Source organism: Phycicoccus sonneratiae (assembly GCF_016887965.1).
GTDB lineage: Bacteria > Actinomycetota > Actinomycetes > Actinomycetales > Dermatophilaceae > Phycicoccus > Phycicoccus sonneratiae.
Genome location: NZ_JAFDVD010000012.1, coordinates 216,297 through 232,283, shown reverse-complemented (window position 1 = coordinate 232,283; position 15,987 = coordinate 216,297). Strand labels below are relative to the sequence as shown.

The following is a 15,987-nucleotide window of genomic DNA, read 5'->3' as shown; positions in this document are numbered from 1 at the left end:
GCCTGCGCGGCGAGCGGTCGGGTCAGCGGCCCTTGGGGTGCCAGACGGTTTTGGTCTCGAGGAAGGCGGTCATCCGGCCCAGGTCCGGCGTGGCCTCGAAGTCGGGCTCGACCGCCTCGGTCCCCGACCCGCCCGGCCGCAGCACCCGCTTGAGGTTGTCGGCGGCGGCGAGCTCGAGGTCGCCCCACTCGACCCCGTCGGCACCGGCAGCGCCGGTGAGGTCGATGGCGTTGACGTCGCGGTGCGAGGCCAGCCACGGGGCGACCTCGGCGGTGCGCCCGGTGACGACGTTGACCACGCCACCCGGCACGTCGGACGTCGCCAGGCACTCGGCGAGATCGATGGCCGGCAGCGGCCGGTCCTCCGACGCCAGCACCACGCACGTGTTGCCGGACACCACGACCGGCGCGACGACCGACACCAGCCCGAGCAGCGAGGACGCCTGCGGCGCGAGCACGGCCACGACCCCGGTCGGCTCCGGCGCGGAGATGTCGAAGTACGGCCCGGCGACGGGGTTCAGCCCGCCGAGCACCTGCGCGTACTTGTCGGACCAGCCCGCGTACCAGACCCACCGGTCGATGGCGGCGGACACGACGGCCTCGGCGCGCGCGGGCGTCAGGCCCTCGGAGTCGCGGACGTCCTGGACGAGCTGCGCGCGGCGGCCCTCCATCACCTCGGCGACGCGGTACAGCACCTGACCGCGGTTGTAGGCGGTCGCGCCGGCCCACCCGGGCTGCGCCTTGCGCGCGGCCACGACGGCGTCGCGGGCGTCCTTGCGCGAGCCCATCGCCGCGTTGGCGAGGAAGCGCGGGGTGGCGCGACGCCCCGACGGCGCGGCCATCACCTCGTAGGAACGGCCGCTCTCGGAGCGCGGGAACTTCCCGCCGATGTAGAGCTTGTACGTCTTGCGGACGTCCACGCGGGCGCTCACTGGTCACCACCGGTCTTCACGTAGGCCTCGAGCCCGTGGCGGCCGCCCTCGCGGCCGTACCCGGACTCCTTGTACCCGCCGAACGGCGAGGTGGGGTCGAACTTGTTGAACGTGTTGGCCCACACCACACCGGCGCGCAGCTGGTCGGCCATCCAGAGGATGCGGCTGCCCTTCTCGGTCCAGATGCCGGCCGACAGCCCGTACGGCGTGTTGTTCGCCTTGGCCACCGCCTCGCCGGGCGTGCGGAAGGTCAGGACCGACACGACCGGCCCGAAGATCTCCTCCTGGGCGATGCGGTGCGACTGCGACACGTCGGTGAACACGGTGGGGCGGAACCAGAAGCCGGTGCCCGGGAGCTCGCAGCCCGAGTCCCAGCGCTCGGCGCCCTCGGCCGCACCCGCCGCCGTCAGCTCCTCGATGCGGGTCAGCTGCGCACGGCTGTTGATGGCCCCGACGTCGGTGTTCTTGTCCATCGGGTCGCCGACGCGCAGCGTCGTGAGGCGGCGCTTCAGGCGGCGCACGACCTCGTCGGCGACGTTCTCCTGCACCAGGATCCGGCTGCCGGCGCAGCACACGTGGCCCTGGTTGAAGAAGATGCCGTTGACGATGCCCTCGACGGCCTGGTCGACCGGGGCGTCGTCGAAGATGATGTTGGCGCCCTTGCCGCCGAGCTCGAGGGTGGCCTTCTTGCGCGTGCCGGCGATCGAGCGGGCGATCATCTTGCCGACGTTGGTCGACCCGGTGAAGGCGAGCTTGTCGATGCCGGGGTGGTCGACGATGGCCTGCCCGGTGGCGCCGGCGCCGGTGACGATGTTGACGACACCCGGGGGCAGCTCGGCCTGCTGGCAGACCTCGGCGAAGAGCAGCGCGGTGAGCGGCGTGGTCTCGGCGGGCTTGAGCACGACCGTGTTCCCGCACGCGAGGGCCGGCGCGACCTTCCACGCGAGCATGAGGAGCGGGAAGTTCCACGGGATGACCTGCCCGACCACCCCGAGCGGGCGGGGGTTCTCGCCGAGCGCTGCGTAGCCGAGCTTGTCGGCCCAGCCTGCGTGGTAGAAGAAGTGCGCTGCGACGAGCGGGATGTCGACGTCGCGGCTCTCCTTGATCGGCTTGCCGTTGTCGAGCGTCTCGAGGACGGCGAACTCGCGGGCCCGCTCCTGGAGGATGCGGGCGATCCGGTAGAGGTACTTGCCGCGGTCGGCGCCGCTCATCCGCGACCAGACGCGGGTGTAGGCGCTGCGGGCCGCGCGGACGGCGGCGTCGACGTCGTCGGCGGTCGCCTCGGAGACCTCGGAGAGGACCTCCTCGGTGGCGGGGTTCACCGTCTTGAACGGCTTGCCGCCGGTGGCCTCGACGAACTCGCCGCCGATGAACAGGCCGTGGCTGCTCGCGATGTCGACGACCGCCCGGGACTCGGGGGCCGGCGCGTACTCGAAGGTGGGCATCGGATGTCCTTGCCGGTCGGGGTGGGTCAGTAGCCGCTGGGGGCGTCGTCGGCGACGTAGTCGGCGCCGGAGTAGGCGCCGGTCGTCATCTTCTGGCGCTGGAGCACGAGGTCGTTGAGCAGGCTCGAGGCACCGAACCGGAACCACTCGTTGGTCAGCCAGTCCTCGCCGGCGACCTCCGAGACGGTGACGAGGAACTTGATGGCGTCCTTGCTCGTGCGGATGCCGCCCGCCGGCTTGACGCCGACCATCTCGCCCGTGGCGTCGCGCCAGTCGCGGACCGCCTCGAGCATGACGAGCGTGACGGGCAGGGTCGCCGCGGGGGAGATCTTGCCGGTCGAGGTCTTGATGAAGTCGCCGCCGGCGAGCATCGAGAGCCACGAGGCGCGGCGGACGTTGTCGTAGGTGACGAGCTCGCCGGTCTCCATGATCACCTTGAGGCGCGCGTCGCCGCAGGCCTCCTTGGTCTCGGCGATCTCGCGGAACACCGAGAGGTAGTCGCCGGCGAGGAAGGCCCCGCGGTCGATGACCATGTCGATCTCGTCGGCGCCGTTCTCGACCGCGTCGCGGGTGTCGGCGAGCTTGACGGCCCGGCTGGCGCGCCCGCTCGGGAACGCCGTGGCGACGGCGGCGATGTTGACGCCCCGGTCGCCGATGACCTCGCGGGCGAACGGCACCATGTCGCCGTAGACGCAGACCGCGGCCGGGCTGGGGGTCGACAGGTCGCTGGGGTCGGGGACGAGGGCGCGCGTGGCCAGGCCGCGGACCTTGCCCGGGGTGTCGGCGCCCTCGAGGGTCGTCAGGTCGATCATCGAGATGGCGGTGTCGATGGCCCACGCCTTGCTCGTCGTCTTGATCGAGCGGGTGGACAGCGCCGCCGCGCGGGCCTCGCAGCCGACCTGGTCCACCCCGGGCAGGCCGTGCAGCCAGCCGGTGAGGGCGGAGTTCGTCAGGCGGGACACCCCGAGGATGTCGCGGGCGCGCGCCGTGGGGTCGAGGTCGGTCGCGGTGCTCACCCCGAGAGTGTACGGGCGTCGCGGGGGGCCGACCGACCCCGGAGCGGGCACCTCCGGACGACTCCGGGACGCGAGCCCTGTCACGTTCTGCCACCGCCCCGCAGGGCCTGCGGGACGCTGGGGACGTGGGCCGGTGGCAGGAACGGCAGGCCCGCCGACTACGGGCGATGTACGTCGGCGGACGCGGCAACGCGGCCGCCCGACGCTGGTCCCGCGCCTGGGTCCGGCTCATCGGGAGCGGCCTCGGACCCCGGCGCTGGGCCACCCTCGAGGTGCTCGGCCGGCGGTCCGGCGAGGTCCGCCGCTTCCCGCTCGGGCTCGCCGACGTGGGGGAGGACTGGTACGCCGTCTCGATGCTCGGGGAGTGCGCCTGGACCCGCAACGTCCGGGCCGCGAGCGGTGAGGTCGTCCTCCGCGGGCGGGGCTGGGGGCCGGTCCGGTTCGTCGAGGTGCCGGTGGCCGAGCGCGCGCCGGTGCTGCGGCGCTACGTCGAGAAGGTGCCGGGCGGACGCCCGCACGTGCCCGTGCGGGTCGGCGCCCCGCTCGCGGACTTCGCCGCGGTCGCGCCGGAGTTCCCGGTCTTCCGGGTCACGCGCAGGTGAGGACGAGCGGGTGTACGAGCATGTCGTCGCCGCTCGTGACCCCGCCGACGGGGGTGCTGATGCTCGTGCGCACCGCGACGGCCACCGTCCCGGTGCTCGTCGCCACGTAGGCCGCCGTGCGGGACGACACGTGGTAGGTCGACCCGGAGTTGACGGCGAGCAGGGAGGTGTCCACGAGGGGCAGGCCGGTGAGGGGCGAGCCGCCCACGTCGAGGTAGGTGCGCATCGGCTGGGTGTTCGTGACGTACGCCCGGAAGCTGAGGACGAAGGTGTAGACAACACCGGCGACGACGGCGAGCGACGAGGAGGCCGTCGCGACGAAGGTCGACCCGCGAGAGGCGTCGTGGGTCTGCTCGAAGTTGCCGCCGCCGAACGAGGCGGCACCGGTGCCCGTGACGCTCGAGCCGCTCGTCGTGATCGTCCAGGCGGGGGCGGCGAAGGCGGGCAGCGGACCGCAGATCGAGGCGGCCATCGCGGGGGCTGCCGCACCGACGGCGATGACCGGGACGCTCCACGCCGCCCCGGCCGCGAGGGTCCGCCAGCTGACCGGGCGCGGGGCGCGGTTCGCCGGGGTGGTGCCACCCTGCGAGGTCACGCCCCGAGGAAAGCACAGGTCAGGGGCGGGTCGCGACCTCGAGGTCGGCCTTGAGGGCCGCGAGCCGGGTCGCCGCGCGCTCGCGGGCGCCGCGCAGGTCCTCGCCGGTCACCGGCTCGACGACCTCGAGGTAGACCTTGAGCTTCGGCTCGGTGCCGGACGGCCGGACGATGACGCGCGAGTCGTCGGCGAGGTACCAGCGCAGGCCCTCCGTCGGCGGCAGTCCGCCGTCACCGCGCGCGAGGTCGTCGACGCGGGTGACCTCGACCCCGGCGACCGTCGACGGCGGGGCCGAGCGCAGCCGCTCCATGACGCGTCCGATGAGCGAGAGGTCCTCGACGCGCACCGAGAGGGCGTCCGTGGCGTGCACGCCGTGCGCGCGGGCGAGGTCGTCGAGCCGGTCGACGAGGGTGCGGCCCTGCGCCCTGAGGGTCGCGGCGAGCTCGGCGACGAGCAGGGCGGCCGAGACGCCGTCCTTGTCGCGGACGTGGCCGGGGTCGACGCAGTAGCCGAGCGCCTCCTCGTAGCCGTAGCGCAGCCCCGGGACGCGGCCGATCCACTTGAAGCCGGTGAGCGTCTCCTCGTGGCGGACCCCGGCCGCCCGGCACATCGCCGCGAGCAGGCGCGAGGACACGATGGAGTTGGCGAAGACCGCGTCGGGGGAGTCCGGCTCGACACCGCGCTCGAGGACGTACGAGCCGAGCAGCGCACCGACCTCGTCGCCGCGCAGCATCCGCCAGCCGCCCGGGCCGGGGACGGCGACGGCGCAGCGGTCGGCGTCGGGGTCGTTGGCGACGACGAGGTCGGGCCCGGTCTGCTCGGCGAGCTCGAGGGCGGCGTCCATCGCGCCGGGCTCCTCGGGGTTCGGGAACGAGACGGTGGGGAACATCGGGTCGGGCTCGGCCTGCGACGGGACGGGCAGCGGCTCGGCGAAGCCGGCCGCCGCGAACGCCCGCCGGACCGTCTCGGACCCGACGCCGTGCAGCGCGGTGTGGACGACGGTCAGCTCGCGCGGGGCGTCGGCGGACACGACGGTGACGACGTCGGCGAGGTAGGCCTCGAGGACGTCGTCGCCGAGGGTGTCCCAGCCGTCGTCGGCGCGCGGCACCTCGGCCACGGACGCCACGCCGGCGATCTCGGCGGCGATGAGGCCGTCGACCGGCGGCACGATCTGCGACCCGTCGCCGACGTAGACCTTGTACCCGTTGTCCTGCGGCGGGTTGTGCGAGGCGGTGACCATGACGCCCGCGTCGGCTCCGAGGTACCGGATCGCGTACGCCAGCACCGGGGTCGGCAGGGGATGGGGCAGGACGACGGCGCGCCCGCCCATCCCGACGACGACCGCGCAGGTGTCGTGGGCGAAGACGTCGGAGTTGGTCCGGGCGTCGTACCCGACGACGACGAACGGCTCGGGGTCGAGGGTCTTCAGGTACGCGGTGAGGCCCGCCGCGGCCCGGATGACGACGGCCCGGTTCATCCGGTTCGGGCCACCCCCGAGCCTGCCGCGCAGGCCGGCGGTGCCGAACGCGAGCATCCCCGACATCGCGTCGGCGAGCTCGTCGGCGGCCGCGGCGTCCCCGGCGACGGCACCCTCCACGAGGCCCTCGAGCTCGGCACGGGTGACGGGGTCGGGGTCGTCGGCGGCCCAGGCCCGGGCGGCGGCGAGGAGGGTGTCGAGGTCGGTCGTCGTGCTCATCGCGGGAGTCCTCAGATGCGCCCGACGACGTCGGCGAGGAGGCGTCCGCAGCGCTCGGCAGCGGCGCGCCCGGCCTCGAGGACCTCCTCGTGGCTCAGCGGGTCGGGCGAGATGCCGGCCGCCGCGTTCGTCACGAGCGAGACGCCGAGCACCTCGAGCCCGCTCTGCCGGGCGGCGATCGCCTCGAGCGAGGTCGACATCCCGACGAGGTCGCCGCCGAGCACCTTGGCCATCCGGACCTCGGCCGGGGTCTCGTAGTGCGGGCCGCGGAACTGGACGTAGACGCCCTCGTCGAGGGTCGGGTCGACCTCCTGGGCGAGCGCGCGCAGCCGGGGGCTGTAGAGGTCGGTGAGGTCGACGAAGTTCGCGCCCTCGATGGGGGAGTGCGCCGTGAGGTTGATGTGGTCGCTGATGAGCACCGGGGTACCCGGCGCCCAGTCGGGGTTCAGCCCGCCGCAGCCGTTGGTGATGACGATCGTCGAGCAGCCGGCCGCCGCGGCGGTGCGCACGCCGTGGACGACGGCCCGCACGCCGCGGCCCTCGTAGAAGTGGGTGCGCGTGCCGTAGACGAGCGCCCGGCGACCGGTGTCACCGATCGCGACCGAGCGCATCGAGCCGCTGTGCCCGGCGACCGCGGCCCTCCCGAACCCGGGGACGTCGGTGTTCTCGATGGTCGCCAGGGTCTCGCCGATGAGGTCGCCGGCCTGGCCCCAGCCGCTGCCGAGGACGAGGGCGACGTCGTGGCGCTCGACCCCGGTGCGCTCGGCGATGACGGCGGCGGCGGCACGGGCGACCTCGAACGGGTCGGTCGCGGGGTCGGACAGGTCGTGGGCGGCGGCGGTGTCGGTCACGCGCGCAGCCTAGCGACGGCCGCGGCAGGCGTGCACGGCCCCCGCCCCGGCCTGTTCCGCGCACGTGCGGGGTTATCGCTGTCCGTTCTCGGTTGCGACAGCGATAACCCCGCACGTGCGCGATCGGAGCGCGAGGGGCGCAGGTTGCATCTGCAAGTTGCAGGTGCAAGTATGGGGACGTGCCCAGCCTCGCCCACGAGCTCCACGTCCTCGTCGCCCTGATGGACCGCCGCGCCGAGGCGCTGCTCGCCGCCTCCGGCGTGGGCCTGACCTACCGCCGCTTCCTCGTCCTCCTCCACGTCTCCGACCTCGACGGCCCGACCCAGCGCGAGCTCGCCGACCGGGCCGGGGGCAGCGAGGCCGCCACGAGCCGGATGGTCGCCGGGCTCGCCGCCGACGGCCTGCTCGACGTCGGGCGCGGCGTCGGCAACCGCCGCGAGCTGCGGCTCACCGCCGAGGGCGGACGCCGGCTGGCCGAGGCCGGCCACGTCCTCGGCGACCGCTTCGACCGTGCCGTGCGGTCCGTCGGCGCCGACCCGGCCGACCTCCTGCACACCGTCACCACCCTCACGACCGCTCTCCGGAAGGACTGACCGTGCACGCCTGGACCCTCCTCATCGCCTCGCACGTCGTCGCCGCCCTCGTCTCCGTGTCGCTCGGCGTCGTCCAGCTCGTCCGCCGCAAGGGCGACGCCCGCCACCGGCTGCTCGGCCGCGTCTGGGTCGTCCTCATGCTCTGGACCGCGTTCTCCTCGTTCTGGATCCGTCACCTGCGCGACGGCGCGTTCAGCTGGCTGCACATCCTCAGCCTCGTCACGCTCGTCACCGTCTCCCTCGGCGTCTGGCGGATCCGCAGCGGCGACGTCCAGGGGCACCGCGGCAACATGGTCGGCAGCTGGCTCGGGTCGGCGATCGCGATGGTCTTCGCGCTCGCGGTGCCGTCCCGGATGCTCCCGACGTTCGCGGTGGACGAGCCCCTCGGTGCCGCCCTGGCCCTCGCCTGCGTCGCCGCCACGGTGGTCGTCCTCGTGCTCGTCGGCGACCGGCTCGCCCGGCGGGCGGCCGCCGTCCCGGCCTGACCCCCATCCGCCGACACCCCCGAGGCAACCTTCCGGCCCCGCGCTGCGTACTTCCCGGTGAGACCATGTGCCGTCGACCGGAGGGGTGCCGATGGGTAGCGAGGGCAAGGCACGGCGTGACGCCGACTTCGCGCGGTTCGTCGCGGCCTCGACCCCGTCACTCCTGCGCACCGCGCGGCTGCTGACGGGGTCGAGGGATGCGGCGCAGGAGCTGGTCCAGGCCACGCTCGTCAAGACCTACCTCGCGTGGCACCGGGTGCGCGACGAGGACGCCCTGCCCTACGCGCGACGCATCCTCGTCAACCAGCGCACCGACCGCTGGCGCCGGACGCGGGGCGAGGTGGTCGTCGCCGAGCCGCCGGACCGCGTGCACGACGACGGCACCGGGTCCGACGACCGCGACCAGATCGTGCGGCTCCTCGCGACCCTGCCCGAGCGCCAGCGGTACGTCGTCGTCCTGCGGTACTACCACGACCTCTCCGAGCAGGCCGTCGCCGAGCTGCTCGGTATCTCGGTCGGCACGGTCAAGAGCGCGGCCTCGCGCGGCCTGGCGACGCTGCGTGCCGCCCACCCCAGCCCGGACCCCAGCGAGGAGAGCCTGCGATGAGCACCGCCTTCGAGGACACCCTGCGGGCCGAGCTGCACGCCGCCGTGGCGGGGGAGACGGGCGACTGGTTCGACACCGCCGCGGCCATCGGTGCCGCCGAGCGGGCGGCGCGCCGCCGTCGGCGGCGGCGCGCGACGACGCTGGCGGGACTGTGCACGGTGGCGCTGGCCGTCGGTGTCGGTGTCGGCCTGCGCGACGACGCCGGCCCCACGAGCCTCCCGGCCGGCCCGCTCCGGACGAACGCGAGCAGCGCACCGTCGGCGACGCCCACCGACGACCCGGGGACCTTCGGCTCCGCGGCGACCGTCCGGCCGACCGGGGGCGACGTGGCGTACACCGTGCGCGGGAGGGACATCAGCGGACGATCCTTCGCCGTGCTCTTCTCGTCCGACGGTCTCGTCGTCTCCGGCCTCCCGGTGGACGGGGCCGGTCCCGTGGTCGACGTCGTCGACACCGGCGGGCCGCTCGCGGTGCTCCTGACCACGGCACCGGCCTACGACCTCCGGCTGGGCGAGGGCGGGCCCCTCCTCGCGGACAGCGCGTCGGCGCGGGTCCCGGGCACGGACCGGTGGATGACCCTCGCGCTGCTCTCCCCCGACTGGCTCGACCCCTGGCCGGACCTGTACTGGACCGGGCCGCAGGGCACGCCGGGCCACGCGCCGGCCCCGGTGTCCGTGACCACGGACGTGCCGGCCAAGGATGGCGACCAGGGGTGGGCGCCGATCCACGTCCGCTTCACCTCACGACCGAGCGCGGGTGGGTCGGTCGTCACCGTCGAGCACGCCGAGGGCGGCATGCGCCCGTCGGCGACGCTGACCCTCGGTCGCGGCGCCACCCAGGCCTTCGTGCAGGGCGACGGAGGCAACTATGCCGCCGTGTACGGGCTGACGACGAGCGAGCCGGTGTCGGTGACCCCGCACGGCGACACCGCGTCCCGGTTCGCCGGCGGCTGGGAGTTCGCGACGGTCCGGCTCGACGAGGGCCTGTGGGCGACGGCCGTCCAGCTGACCGGGATGGACGACAGCAGCGTGCGCCCGTTGACCGGGCTCACGTGGACCGACCGGAGCGGGACGAGCCACGACGTCGACGTGCCCTGAGGGCGGGATCGGCGTGCGAGGGACCCTCAGTCGGCCGAGACGGCGAGCGCGGCGTCCCCTCGGGGTCCGAGGACGACCCGGTCACCGGGGCGGTACCGGGTGACGTCGGTGTTCGGCACCTGCACGGTGACCAGCTCGTCGGACCCGGTGCGCGCGACGACCCGCCCGTGCCCGCCGAGGAAGCTCGCGCTGACCACCGTCGCCGAGCCGGCGCCCGACTCGGCGTCGCCGGCCGGCCCCACGGTGACCCCCTCGGGACGGACGAGCACGACGACCTCCGGCCCACCCGCCGAGCCCTCGAGGAGCGGGACGCTGCCCCCGAGCACCTGCGCCCGCCCCTCCGACACCGTGGCCCGCAGGCGGTTGGTCAGCCCGACGAAGTCGGCGACGAACGGGGTGCGCGGCGAGGTGTAGAGGTCGGCGGGCGCGGCGAGCTGCTCGAGGCGTCCGACCGACATCACCCCGACCCGGTCGGCGACGGCGAGTGCCTCCTCCTGGTCGTGGGTGACGAAGAGGGTCGTCGTGCCGACCTCGAGCTGGATGCGCCGGATCTCGTCGCGCAGCTGCACGCGGACCTTGGCGTCGAGCGCCGAGAGCGGCTCGTCGAGGAGCAGCACCTGCGGCTCGATGGCCAGCGCGCGGGCCAGGGCGACGCGCTGCTGCTGGCCGCCGGACATCTGGTGCGCGTACTTGTCGGCGTGCTGGGAGAGGCCGACGAGGTCGAGCATCTCGGCGGCCCGGGCCCGGCGGGCCGCCCTGTCGCGGCCCCGCAGCTCGAGGCCGAACTCGACGTTCTGCCGGGCGGTCATGTGCGGGAAGAGGCTGTAGGCCTGGAAGACCATCCCCATGTCGCGCTTGTTCGTCGGGACGCCCGTGACGTCGCGGCCGCCGACCTCGATGGTGCCGGAGTCGGGGTCCTCGAGACCGGCGAGGCAGCGCAGGGCGGTGGTCTTGCCGCACCCCGAGGGACCGAGCAGGGCGACGAGCTCGCCGGGCTCGAGGTGCAGGGTCAGGCCGTCGAGGGCGGCGACGCCCCCGTAGACCCGGCGCAGGTCGGTCAGCTGGACGGGCGTGCCCTGCGCGGTGGCGGTGGCGCTCATGCGGACGGCTCCTTGCGGCGGCGGAGGCGGGCGAGGGGGGAGGTGCCGGCCCGACCGCTGCCGACGAAGGACATCGCGAAGAGGACGACGAAGGCGAACACGAGCGAGGCGAGTCCGACGGCGACCGAGATCTTCGCGTCGGACTTGCCGAGCTCGTACATCGCGACCTGGAGGTTCTTCTTGGAGAACAGGTTCGCGATGGTGAACTCGCCGAGGACGAGCGCGACGGAGAGGAACGAGGCCGACAGCACGGCGGTGCGCAGGTTGGGCAGCACGACCCGCCACATCACCGTGAACCACGACGCCCCGAGCGAACGCGCGGCCTCGGACAGGGTCCGGACGTCGATGGCGCGCAGCCCGGCGTCGAGCGAGCGGTACGCGTACGGGAGGACGAGGACGACGTAGGCCAGCGAGAGCCACAGCGTCGAGGAGCCGAGCAGGTAGTACACCCACGCGTACACCGGCGTCAGGCCGACGACGAGGACGATGGCCGGCACGGTGAGCGGCAGGAGGCAGATGAACTCGACGGTGCGGGACAGGCCCGGCAGCCGCAGCCGCACCCACGTCATCGTCGGCACGAGGACGAGCAGCATGACGACGGGCGTGATGACGGCCAGCCCGACCGAGGCGAGGAAGCCCTCGCGCAGCGCCGGGTAGTCGGTGGAGATCGTGTCGACGTTCGCGAGCGTGCGCCAGGTCTCGAGGGTGCGGCCCTGGCCGCCCGGGCCCTGGGTCGTGAAGTCGAGCATGCCCAGCAGCGGGAGGACGAAGAAGACGAGGACCACGGTGAGGACGACCCAGCGCAGCAGCCGCTGCCGGCGCCGGAACCGGGCGCGCTGGCCGGTCATCGCTGCATCCAGCGGCTGGCCCGCTTGTCGAGCCAGGCGTAGAGCGCCATGACGACCGCGACGACGACGACCATCTCGAGGGCCATCGCCTTGCCGAGGTTCTCCTGGCCGAGGAGCACCTCGGAGGTGAAGGTGCCGCCGATCTGCAGCGGGATGAGCGGCGAGCCCTGCGAGACGAGCGCCTTCGCGGTCGCGTACGCGGAGAACGCGTTCGTGAAGAGCAGGAGCATCGCGCCGACGAACGACGGGAGGAGGATGGGGGCCGCGACCCGGCGCCAGTAGGTCCACGTCGTGCCGCCGAGGGTCTCGGTGGCCTCGCGCCACTGCGGGCGCAGCCCCTCGACCGCCGGGAGGAAGACGATGAGCATCAGCGGGATCTGGAAGTAGAGGTAGACGAGCATCAGCCCGCGGTCCCACTCGTAGAGCCAGAACCCGGTACCGGTGCTGATGCCGACCTTCCCGAGCAGCAGGGTGAGCAGCCCGGTGCCGCCGAAGGAGGCGATGAACGCGAACGCCAGTGCGACACCGCCGAACTGGGCGAGCACACCGCACAGCGAGGTGACGAACCGCTTCGTGACCGACCCGTCGCGCGCGGTGCTCACGGCGTAGGCGAGCAGGCCGCCGAGCACCGCCCCGCCGACCGCCGTGACGGCCGAGAGGACGAGCGACTGCACGAGGCCCCGCACGACCGACGGCGAGGTGAGGCCGTCGAGGTTGCCGAGCGTGAACCGGTTGTCGCCGTCGAGGAAGGCGCCGATGACGACGACGAGCGTCGGGATCAGCAGGAAGACGGTCGTGTAGGCGAAGAACGGCACGACCCCCAGGAGGGCGCCGGACGGCCGCAGCCGTCGCGACGCCCCCGTGGGGCGTGCGTCCGCCGTGTCAGCCAACGGCGTTGGCCCAGTTGTCGGCGAGGTACTTCTTGCCGCTGTCGGAGTCGGCCTGGGTCGGGACGACCGGGGTGCCCTCGACGGCCGGCAGGGCTGCGGCGGCGGCCTCGTCGAGCGTGCCGGCGGTCTTCATCGCGTCGAAGCGCACCGGGCGGGCGCCGCCCTTGAGCCAGAGGTTCTGGCCGTCGTCGCCGTAGAGGAACTCCTGCCAGAGGCGGGCCGCGGCCGGGTGCGGGGCGTCGGCGTTGATCGCCTGGTAGTAGTAGCCCGCGACGACCGCCTCCTTCGGCACGACGACCTTCCAGGACGGCAGCTTCGCCGAGTAGGCGGCGTTGAGGTAGTCCCAGTCGATGACGAGCGGGGTCTGCCCCGACTCGACGGTGGCCGCGGTGGGGTCGACGGGCAGGAAGTTGCCGGCCGCCTTGAGCTGCTTGAAGAAGTCGACGCCCTTGGTGAGGTCACCGGCGCTGCCGCCCTCGGCGATCGAGACCATCTGGACGCCCGCGAACGCGGCGCCGGCCTCGGTGGGGTTGCCGTTGAGCGCGACCTTGCCCTTGTAGTCGGCCTTCATGAGGTCCTTGACGCTCGTGGGGGCCGGCACCTTGGCCGAGTCGTAGCCGATGCTCATGTAGCCGCCGTAGTCGTTGACCCACGCGCCGTCGGCGTCCTTGAAGTCGTCGCCGATGTCGCCCCACGTCGCGACCTTGTACTTGGCGTACATGTCGGTGTTCGCGAGGGCGACCGCCGCCCCGAGGTCGAAGACGTCCGGGGCGCCGGACTGGCCCTTGAGCCGCTTGGCGGTGGCGATCTCGTCGGCGCTGCTGGCGTCCGGCTGGTCGCTCGTCACCTTGATCTCCGGGTACTTGGCCTGGAAGGCCTTGATGACCTCGCCGTAGTTCGCCCAGTCCGGCGGGAGCGCGATGACGTTGAGCGCACCCTCCTTCTTCGCCGCCGCAACGAGGGCGTCCATGCCGCCCAGGTCCTCGGCGCTGGTGGCCGTCTTGGCCGACGACCCACCGCTCGACGAGGAGTCGTCCGACCCGCTGTCGGAGGGCGGGGAGCAGGCGACGAGGGCGAGAGCGGTCAGGCCGGCCGCGGCGAGCACACCGGCTCGGCTGCCGAAGGGACGGGACATGAGGACCTCCTCGACGAGGGACGGCGTGCGCCGGGGGCCGATGACGGCTCCGGTCGCACCCTAGGCGCAACCCATGTGGTTCGGAAAGGGACCTTTGCCACACCGTGACCTGCGGGTGCGTCGGAGGCCGCCGGTCGGTGGGTGGTTGGATGGGGGCCGTGAACGCGCGGTCGAGCAGAGTCGTTATCCTCGGCGGGGGTCCCGGGGGCTACGAGGCGGCCCTCGTCGCCGCCCACCTCGGGGCCGACGTCACCGTCGTCGAGCGCACCGGCATCGGCGGGGCGGCTGTCCTCACCGACTGCGTCCCGAGCAAGGCCCTCATCTCGACCGCCGACTACATGAGCGACTTCGAGACCGCCGCCGACCTCGGCGTGCACCTCGAGGACCACGAGGGCGACGAGGTCTCCGACGCGGTCGCCGACCTCCCCGAGGTCAACCGCCGGGTCCTCACGCTCGCCCGCGCGCAGAGCGCAGACATCCGCACCCGGCTCGGAGAGGTCGGGGTCCGGGTGCTCGACGGTGCCGGCTCCCTCGTGTCTCCGACGTCGGTGCGGGTCGAGGGCGCCGGCGCGGCCGAGGAGCTGACCGCCGACGTCGTGCTCGTCGCCACCGGCGCCTCGCCACGGGTGATGGACACCGCGGTCCCCGACGGCGAGCGCATCCTCACCTGGCAGCAGATCTACGACCTGCGCGAGCTGCCGCAGCGGCTCGTCGTCGTCGGGTCGGGCGTCACGGGTGCCGAGCTCGCCCAGGCCTACCTCGGGCTCGGCTCCGAGGTCGTCCTCGTCTCCTCGCGCGACCGGGTGCTGCCCGGCGAGGACCCCGACGCCGCCGCCGTCATCGAGGACGTCTTCCGCAAGCGCGGGATGGAGGTGCTCGGGCGTTCGCGGATGGCGGCCGTCGAGCGCACCGCCGACGGCGTCGTCGTCCGGCTCGAGGACGGCCGCGAGGTCACCGGCACCCACGCGCTGCTCGCCGTCGGGTCGGTTCCGCTGACCCGGGGCATCGGGCTCGAGGAGGTCGGGGTCGACCTGCAGCCGTCCGGGCACGTCGCCGTCGACCGGGTGTCGCGCACGTCGGTCCGCGGCGTCTACGCGGCGGGCGACTGCACCGGGGTGCTGCCGCTCGCCTCCGTCGCGGCCATGCAGGGACGCATCGCGATGTCGCACGCGCTCGGCGACGCCGTGGCCCCGCTGCAGCTCGGGGTCGTGTCGGCCAACATCTTCACCGACCCCGAGATCGCGACCGTGGGCATCACCCAGAAGGACGTCGACGAGGAGCGGGTCGACGCCGAGGTGCTGATGCTGCCGCTCTCGCGCAACCCGCGGGCCAAGATGCTCGGCATCACCGACGGGTTCGTCAAGCTGTTCGCGCAGAAGGGTTCCGGGGCCGTCGTCGGCGGAGTGGTCGTGGCGCCCCGGGCCTCCGAGCTGATCTTCCCGGTGACCCTCGCGGTGCAGCACCGGCTCAACGTCGACCAGGTCGCCTCGACCTTCACCGTCTACCCGTCGCTGTCCGGCTCCATCGCCGAGGCCGCCCGCCGGTTGCACCCCATCGCCTGACTGCTGCGGCCCCGTCGGGAACCTCGGCGGGGCAGAGTGGGTTGTCCCTTCACCGGACACCGACTCGAGGAGACGACATGGCCAAGGGCCGCGCTGCCGCGCTCGTCGCGGCGGCCACCACGCTGAAGAAGTACGTGCGCGAGAACCCGGACAGGGCGGCGGACGCCATCGGGAAGGTCGAGGGCTTCGTGCGCTCCAAGGCCGGACCGCAGCACGCCGACAAGGTCGGCAAGGGCGGGGCCGCGCTGCGCAAGGGCCTCGGTCTGCCCCCGTCGGGTGGCTCGACCGGCGCATCGGGCACGTCCGGCGGTGGCCAGGTGCCGCCGCCCCCGCCGCCGCCGTCGTCGGGGCCGACGTCATGAGCACGACCGACAGCGAGCCGGGACCCGACCGGCCACAGCCCCCCGACGAGGACCTGCCGCGCTCGCCCGAGGTCCCCGACCCCGTGGACCCGGACGCGCCCGACACCCTCGACCCCGACCCCGTCGAGCCGTGGCACCCCCACGACCCCGCCGACCCGTCGCCGGTCGCGCC

17 protein-coding genes are annotated in these 15,987 nt (G+C 73.7%); 7 read left to right on the top strand and 10 right to left on the bottom strand.

Features of this window, described 5'->3' with window-relative positions:
* Nucleotides 1-22 precede the first annotated feature (22 nt).
* From JQN70_RS11725 to deoC, 3 genes are read right to left on the bottom strand one after another with little or no spacing between them, the layout of a single operon-like run.
* The gene (locus JQN70_RS11725) at nt 23-931 is read right to left on the bottom strand and encodes an aldehyde dehydrogenase family protein (protein WP_204131521.1); all 909 of its coding nucleotides are present in this window, start codon (nt 929-931) and stop codon (nt 23-25) included.
* The gene (locus JQN70_RS11720) at nt 928-2,376 is read right to left on the bottom strand and encodes an aldehyde dehydrogenase family protein (protein ID WP_204131520.1); all 1,449 of its coding nucleotides are present in this window, start codon (nt 2,374-2,376) and stop codon (nt 928-930) included. Before JQN70_RS11720 ends, JQN70_RS11725 begins: the two co-directional genes overlap by 4 nt.
* Nucleotides 2,377-2,402: 26 nt before the next feature.
* On the bottom strand, nt 2,403-3,392 hold the full coding sequence (gene deoC / locus JQN70_RS11715; RefSeq protein ID WP_204131519.1) for a deoxyribose-phosphate aldolase: 990 nt from the start codon (nt 3,390-3,392) through the stop codon (nt 2,403-2,405).
* A gap of 125 nt (nt 3,393-3,517) precedes the next feature.
* Between deoC and JQN70_RS11710 the strand changes: the two genes are divergently transcribed.
* Nucleotides 3,518-3,994 (top strand): nitroreductase/quinone reductase family protein, encoded by a 477-nt coding sequence (locus JQN70_RS11710; RefSeq protein WP_307835938.1) that lies wholly within the window; start codon nt 3,518-3,520, stop codon nt 3,992-3,994.
* Here the strand turns inward: JQN70_RS11710 and JQN70_RS11705 are convergent.
* The 3 genes from JQN70_RS11705 to JQN70_RS11695 are packed head-to-tail and all read right to left on the bottom strand — an operon-like array spanning nt 3,981 to nt 7,136.
* Complete coding sequence (locus JQN70_RS11705) at nt 3,981-4,589, bottom strand: hypothetical protein (RefSeq protein ID WP_204131518.1); 609 nt, start codon at nt 4,587-4,589, stop codon at nt 3,981-3,983. The genes JQN70_RS11710 and JQN70_RS11705 overlap by 14 nt on opposite strands.
* 19 nt (nt 4,590-4,608) lie before the next feature.
* Complete coding sequence (locus JQN70_RS11700; RefSeq protein ID WP_204131517.1) at nt 4,609-6,285, bottom strand: phospho-sugar mutase; 1,677 nt, start codon at nt 6,283-6,285, stop codon at nt 4,609-4,611.
* Nucleotides 6,286-6,296: 11 nt separating this feature from the next.
* The gene (locus tag JQN70_RS11695) at nt 6,297-7,136 is read right to left on the bottom strand and encodes a purine-nucleoside phosphorylase (protein ID WP_307835937.1); all 840 of its coding nucleotides are present in this window, start codon (nt 7,134-7,136) and stop codon (nt 6,297-6,299) included.
* Nucleotides 7,137-7,315: 179 nt separating this feature from the next.
* Between JQN70_RS11695 and JQN70_RS11690 the strand changes: the two genes are divergently transcribed.
* The 4 genes from JQN70_RS11690 to JQN70_RS11675 all read left to right on the top strand — a co-directional run bounded on the left by JQN70_RS11690 (nt 7,316) and on the right by JQN70_RS11675 (nt 9,918).
* Nucleotides 7,316-7,729: a MarR family winged helix-turn-helix transcriptional regulator gene (locus tag JQN70_RS11690; RefSeq protein WP_204131516.1), complete on the top strand. Its 414-nt coding sequence runs from the start codon at nt 7,316-7,318 to the stop codon at nt 7,727-7,729.
* A 2-nt stretch (nt 7,730-7,731) separates the two neighbouring features.
* Nucleotides 7,732-8,214, top strand: coding sequence for a DUF2306 domain-containing protein (locus JQN70_RS11685; protein ID WP_204131515.1), 483 nt, complete (start codon nt 7,732-7,734; stop codon nt 8,212-8,214).
* Nucleotides 8,215-8,305: 91 nt separating this feature from the next.
* The gene (locus tag JQN70_RS11680) at nt 8,306-8,821 is read left to right on the top strand and encodes a SigE family RNA polymerase sigma factor (protein ID WP_204131514.1); all 516 of its coding nucleotides are present in this window, start codon (nt 8,306-8,308) and stop codon (nt 8,819-8,821) included.
* Nucleotides 8,818-9,918 carry a hypothetical protein gene (locus JQN70_RS11675; RefSeq protein ID WP_204131513.1) on the top strand — a complete coding sequence of 367 codons (1,101 nt, stop codon included), beginning with the start codon at nt 8,818-8,820 and terminating at the stop codon, nt 9,916-9,918. Before JQN70_RS11680 ends, JQN70_RS11675 begins: the two co-directional genes overlap by 4 nt.
* Before the next feature lie 26 nt (nt 9,919-9,944).
* On the opposite strand, the gene JQN70_RS11670 is transcribed toward JQN70_RS11675, so the two are convergent.
* The 4 genes from JQN70_RS11670 to JQN70_RS11655 all read right to left on the bottom strand — a co-directional run bounded on the left by JQN70_RS11670 (nt 9,945) and on the right by JQN70_RS11655 (nt 13,891).
* A complete protein-coding gene (locus JQN70_RS11670) occupies nt 9,945-11,018 on the bottom strand; it encodes an ABC transporter ATP-binding protein (RefSeq protein ID WP_204131512.1) in 1,074 nt (357 codons plus the stop codon).
* Nucleotides 11,015-11,866 carry an ABC transporter permease gene (locus JQN70_RS11665; protein WP_204131511.1) on the bottom strand — a complete coding sequence of 284 codons (852 nt, stop codon included), beginning with the start codon at nt 11,864-11,866 and terminating at the stop codon, nt 11,015-11,017. The genes JQN70_RS11670 and JQN70_RS11665 overlap by 4 nt, the downstream gene beginning before the upstream one ends.
* The gene (locus JQN70_RS11660; protein WP_307835936.1) at nt 11,863-12,681 is read right to left on the bottom strand and encodes an ABC transporter permease; all 819 of its coding nucleotides are present in this window, start codon (nt 12,679-12,681) and stop codon (nt 11,863-11,865) included. Before JQN70_RS11660 ends, JQN70_RS11665 begins: the two co-directional genes overlap by 4 nt.
* Before the next feature lie 67 nt (nt 12,682-12,748).
* The gene (locus JQN70_RS11655; protein WP_204131510.1) at nt 12,749-13,891 is read right to left on the bottom strand and encodes an ABC transporter substrate-binding protein; all 1,143 of its coding nucleotides are present in this window, start codon (nt 13,889-13,891) and stop codon (nt 12,749-12,751) included.
* A gap of 149 nt (nt 13,892-14,040) precedes the next feature.
* Between JQN70_RS11655 and JQN70_RS11650 the strand changes: the two genes are divergently transcribed.
* Nucleotides 14,041-15,453: an NAD(P)H-quinone dehydrogenase gene (locus JQN70_RS11650; RefSeq protein ID WP_204131509.1), complete on the top strand. Its 1,413-nt coding sequence runs from the start codon at nt 14,041-14,043 to the stop codon at nt 15,451-15,453.
* A gap of 77 nt (nt 15,454-15,530) precedes the next feature.
* On the top strand, nt 15,531-15,815 hold the full coding sequence (locus JQN70_RS11645; RefSeq protein WP_204131508.1) for an Rv0909 family putative TA system antitoxin: 285 nt from the start codon (nt 15,531-15,533) through the stop codon (nt 15,813-15,815).
* The last annotated feature ends 172 nt before the right edge of the window (nt 15,816-15,987 follow it).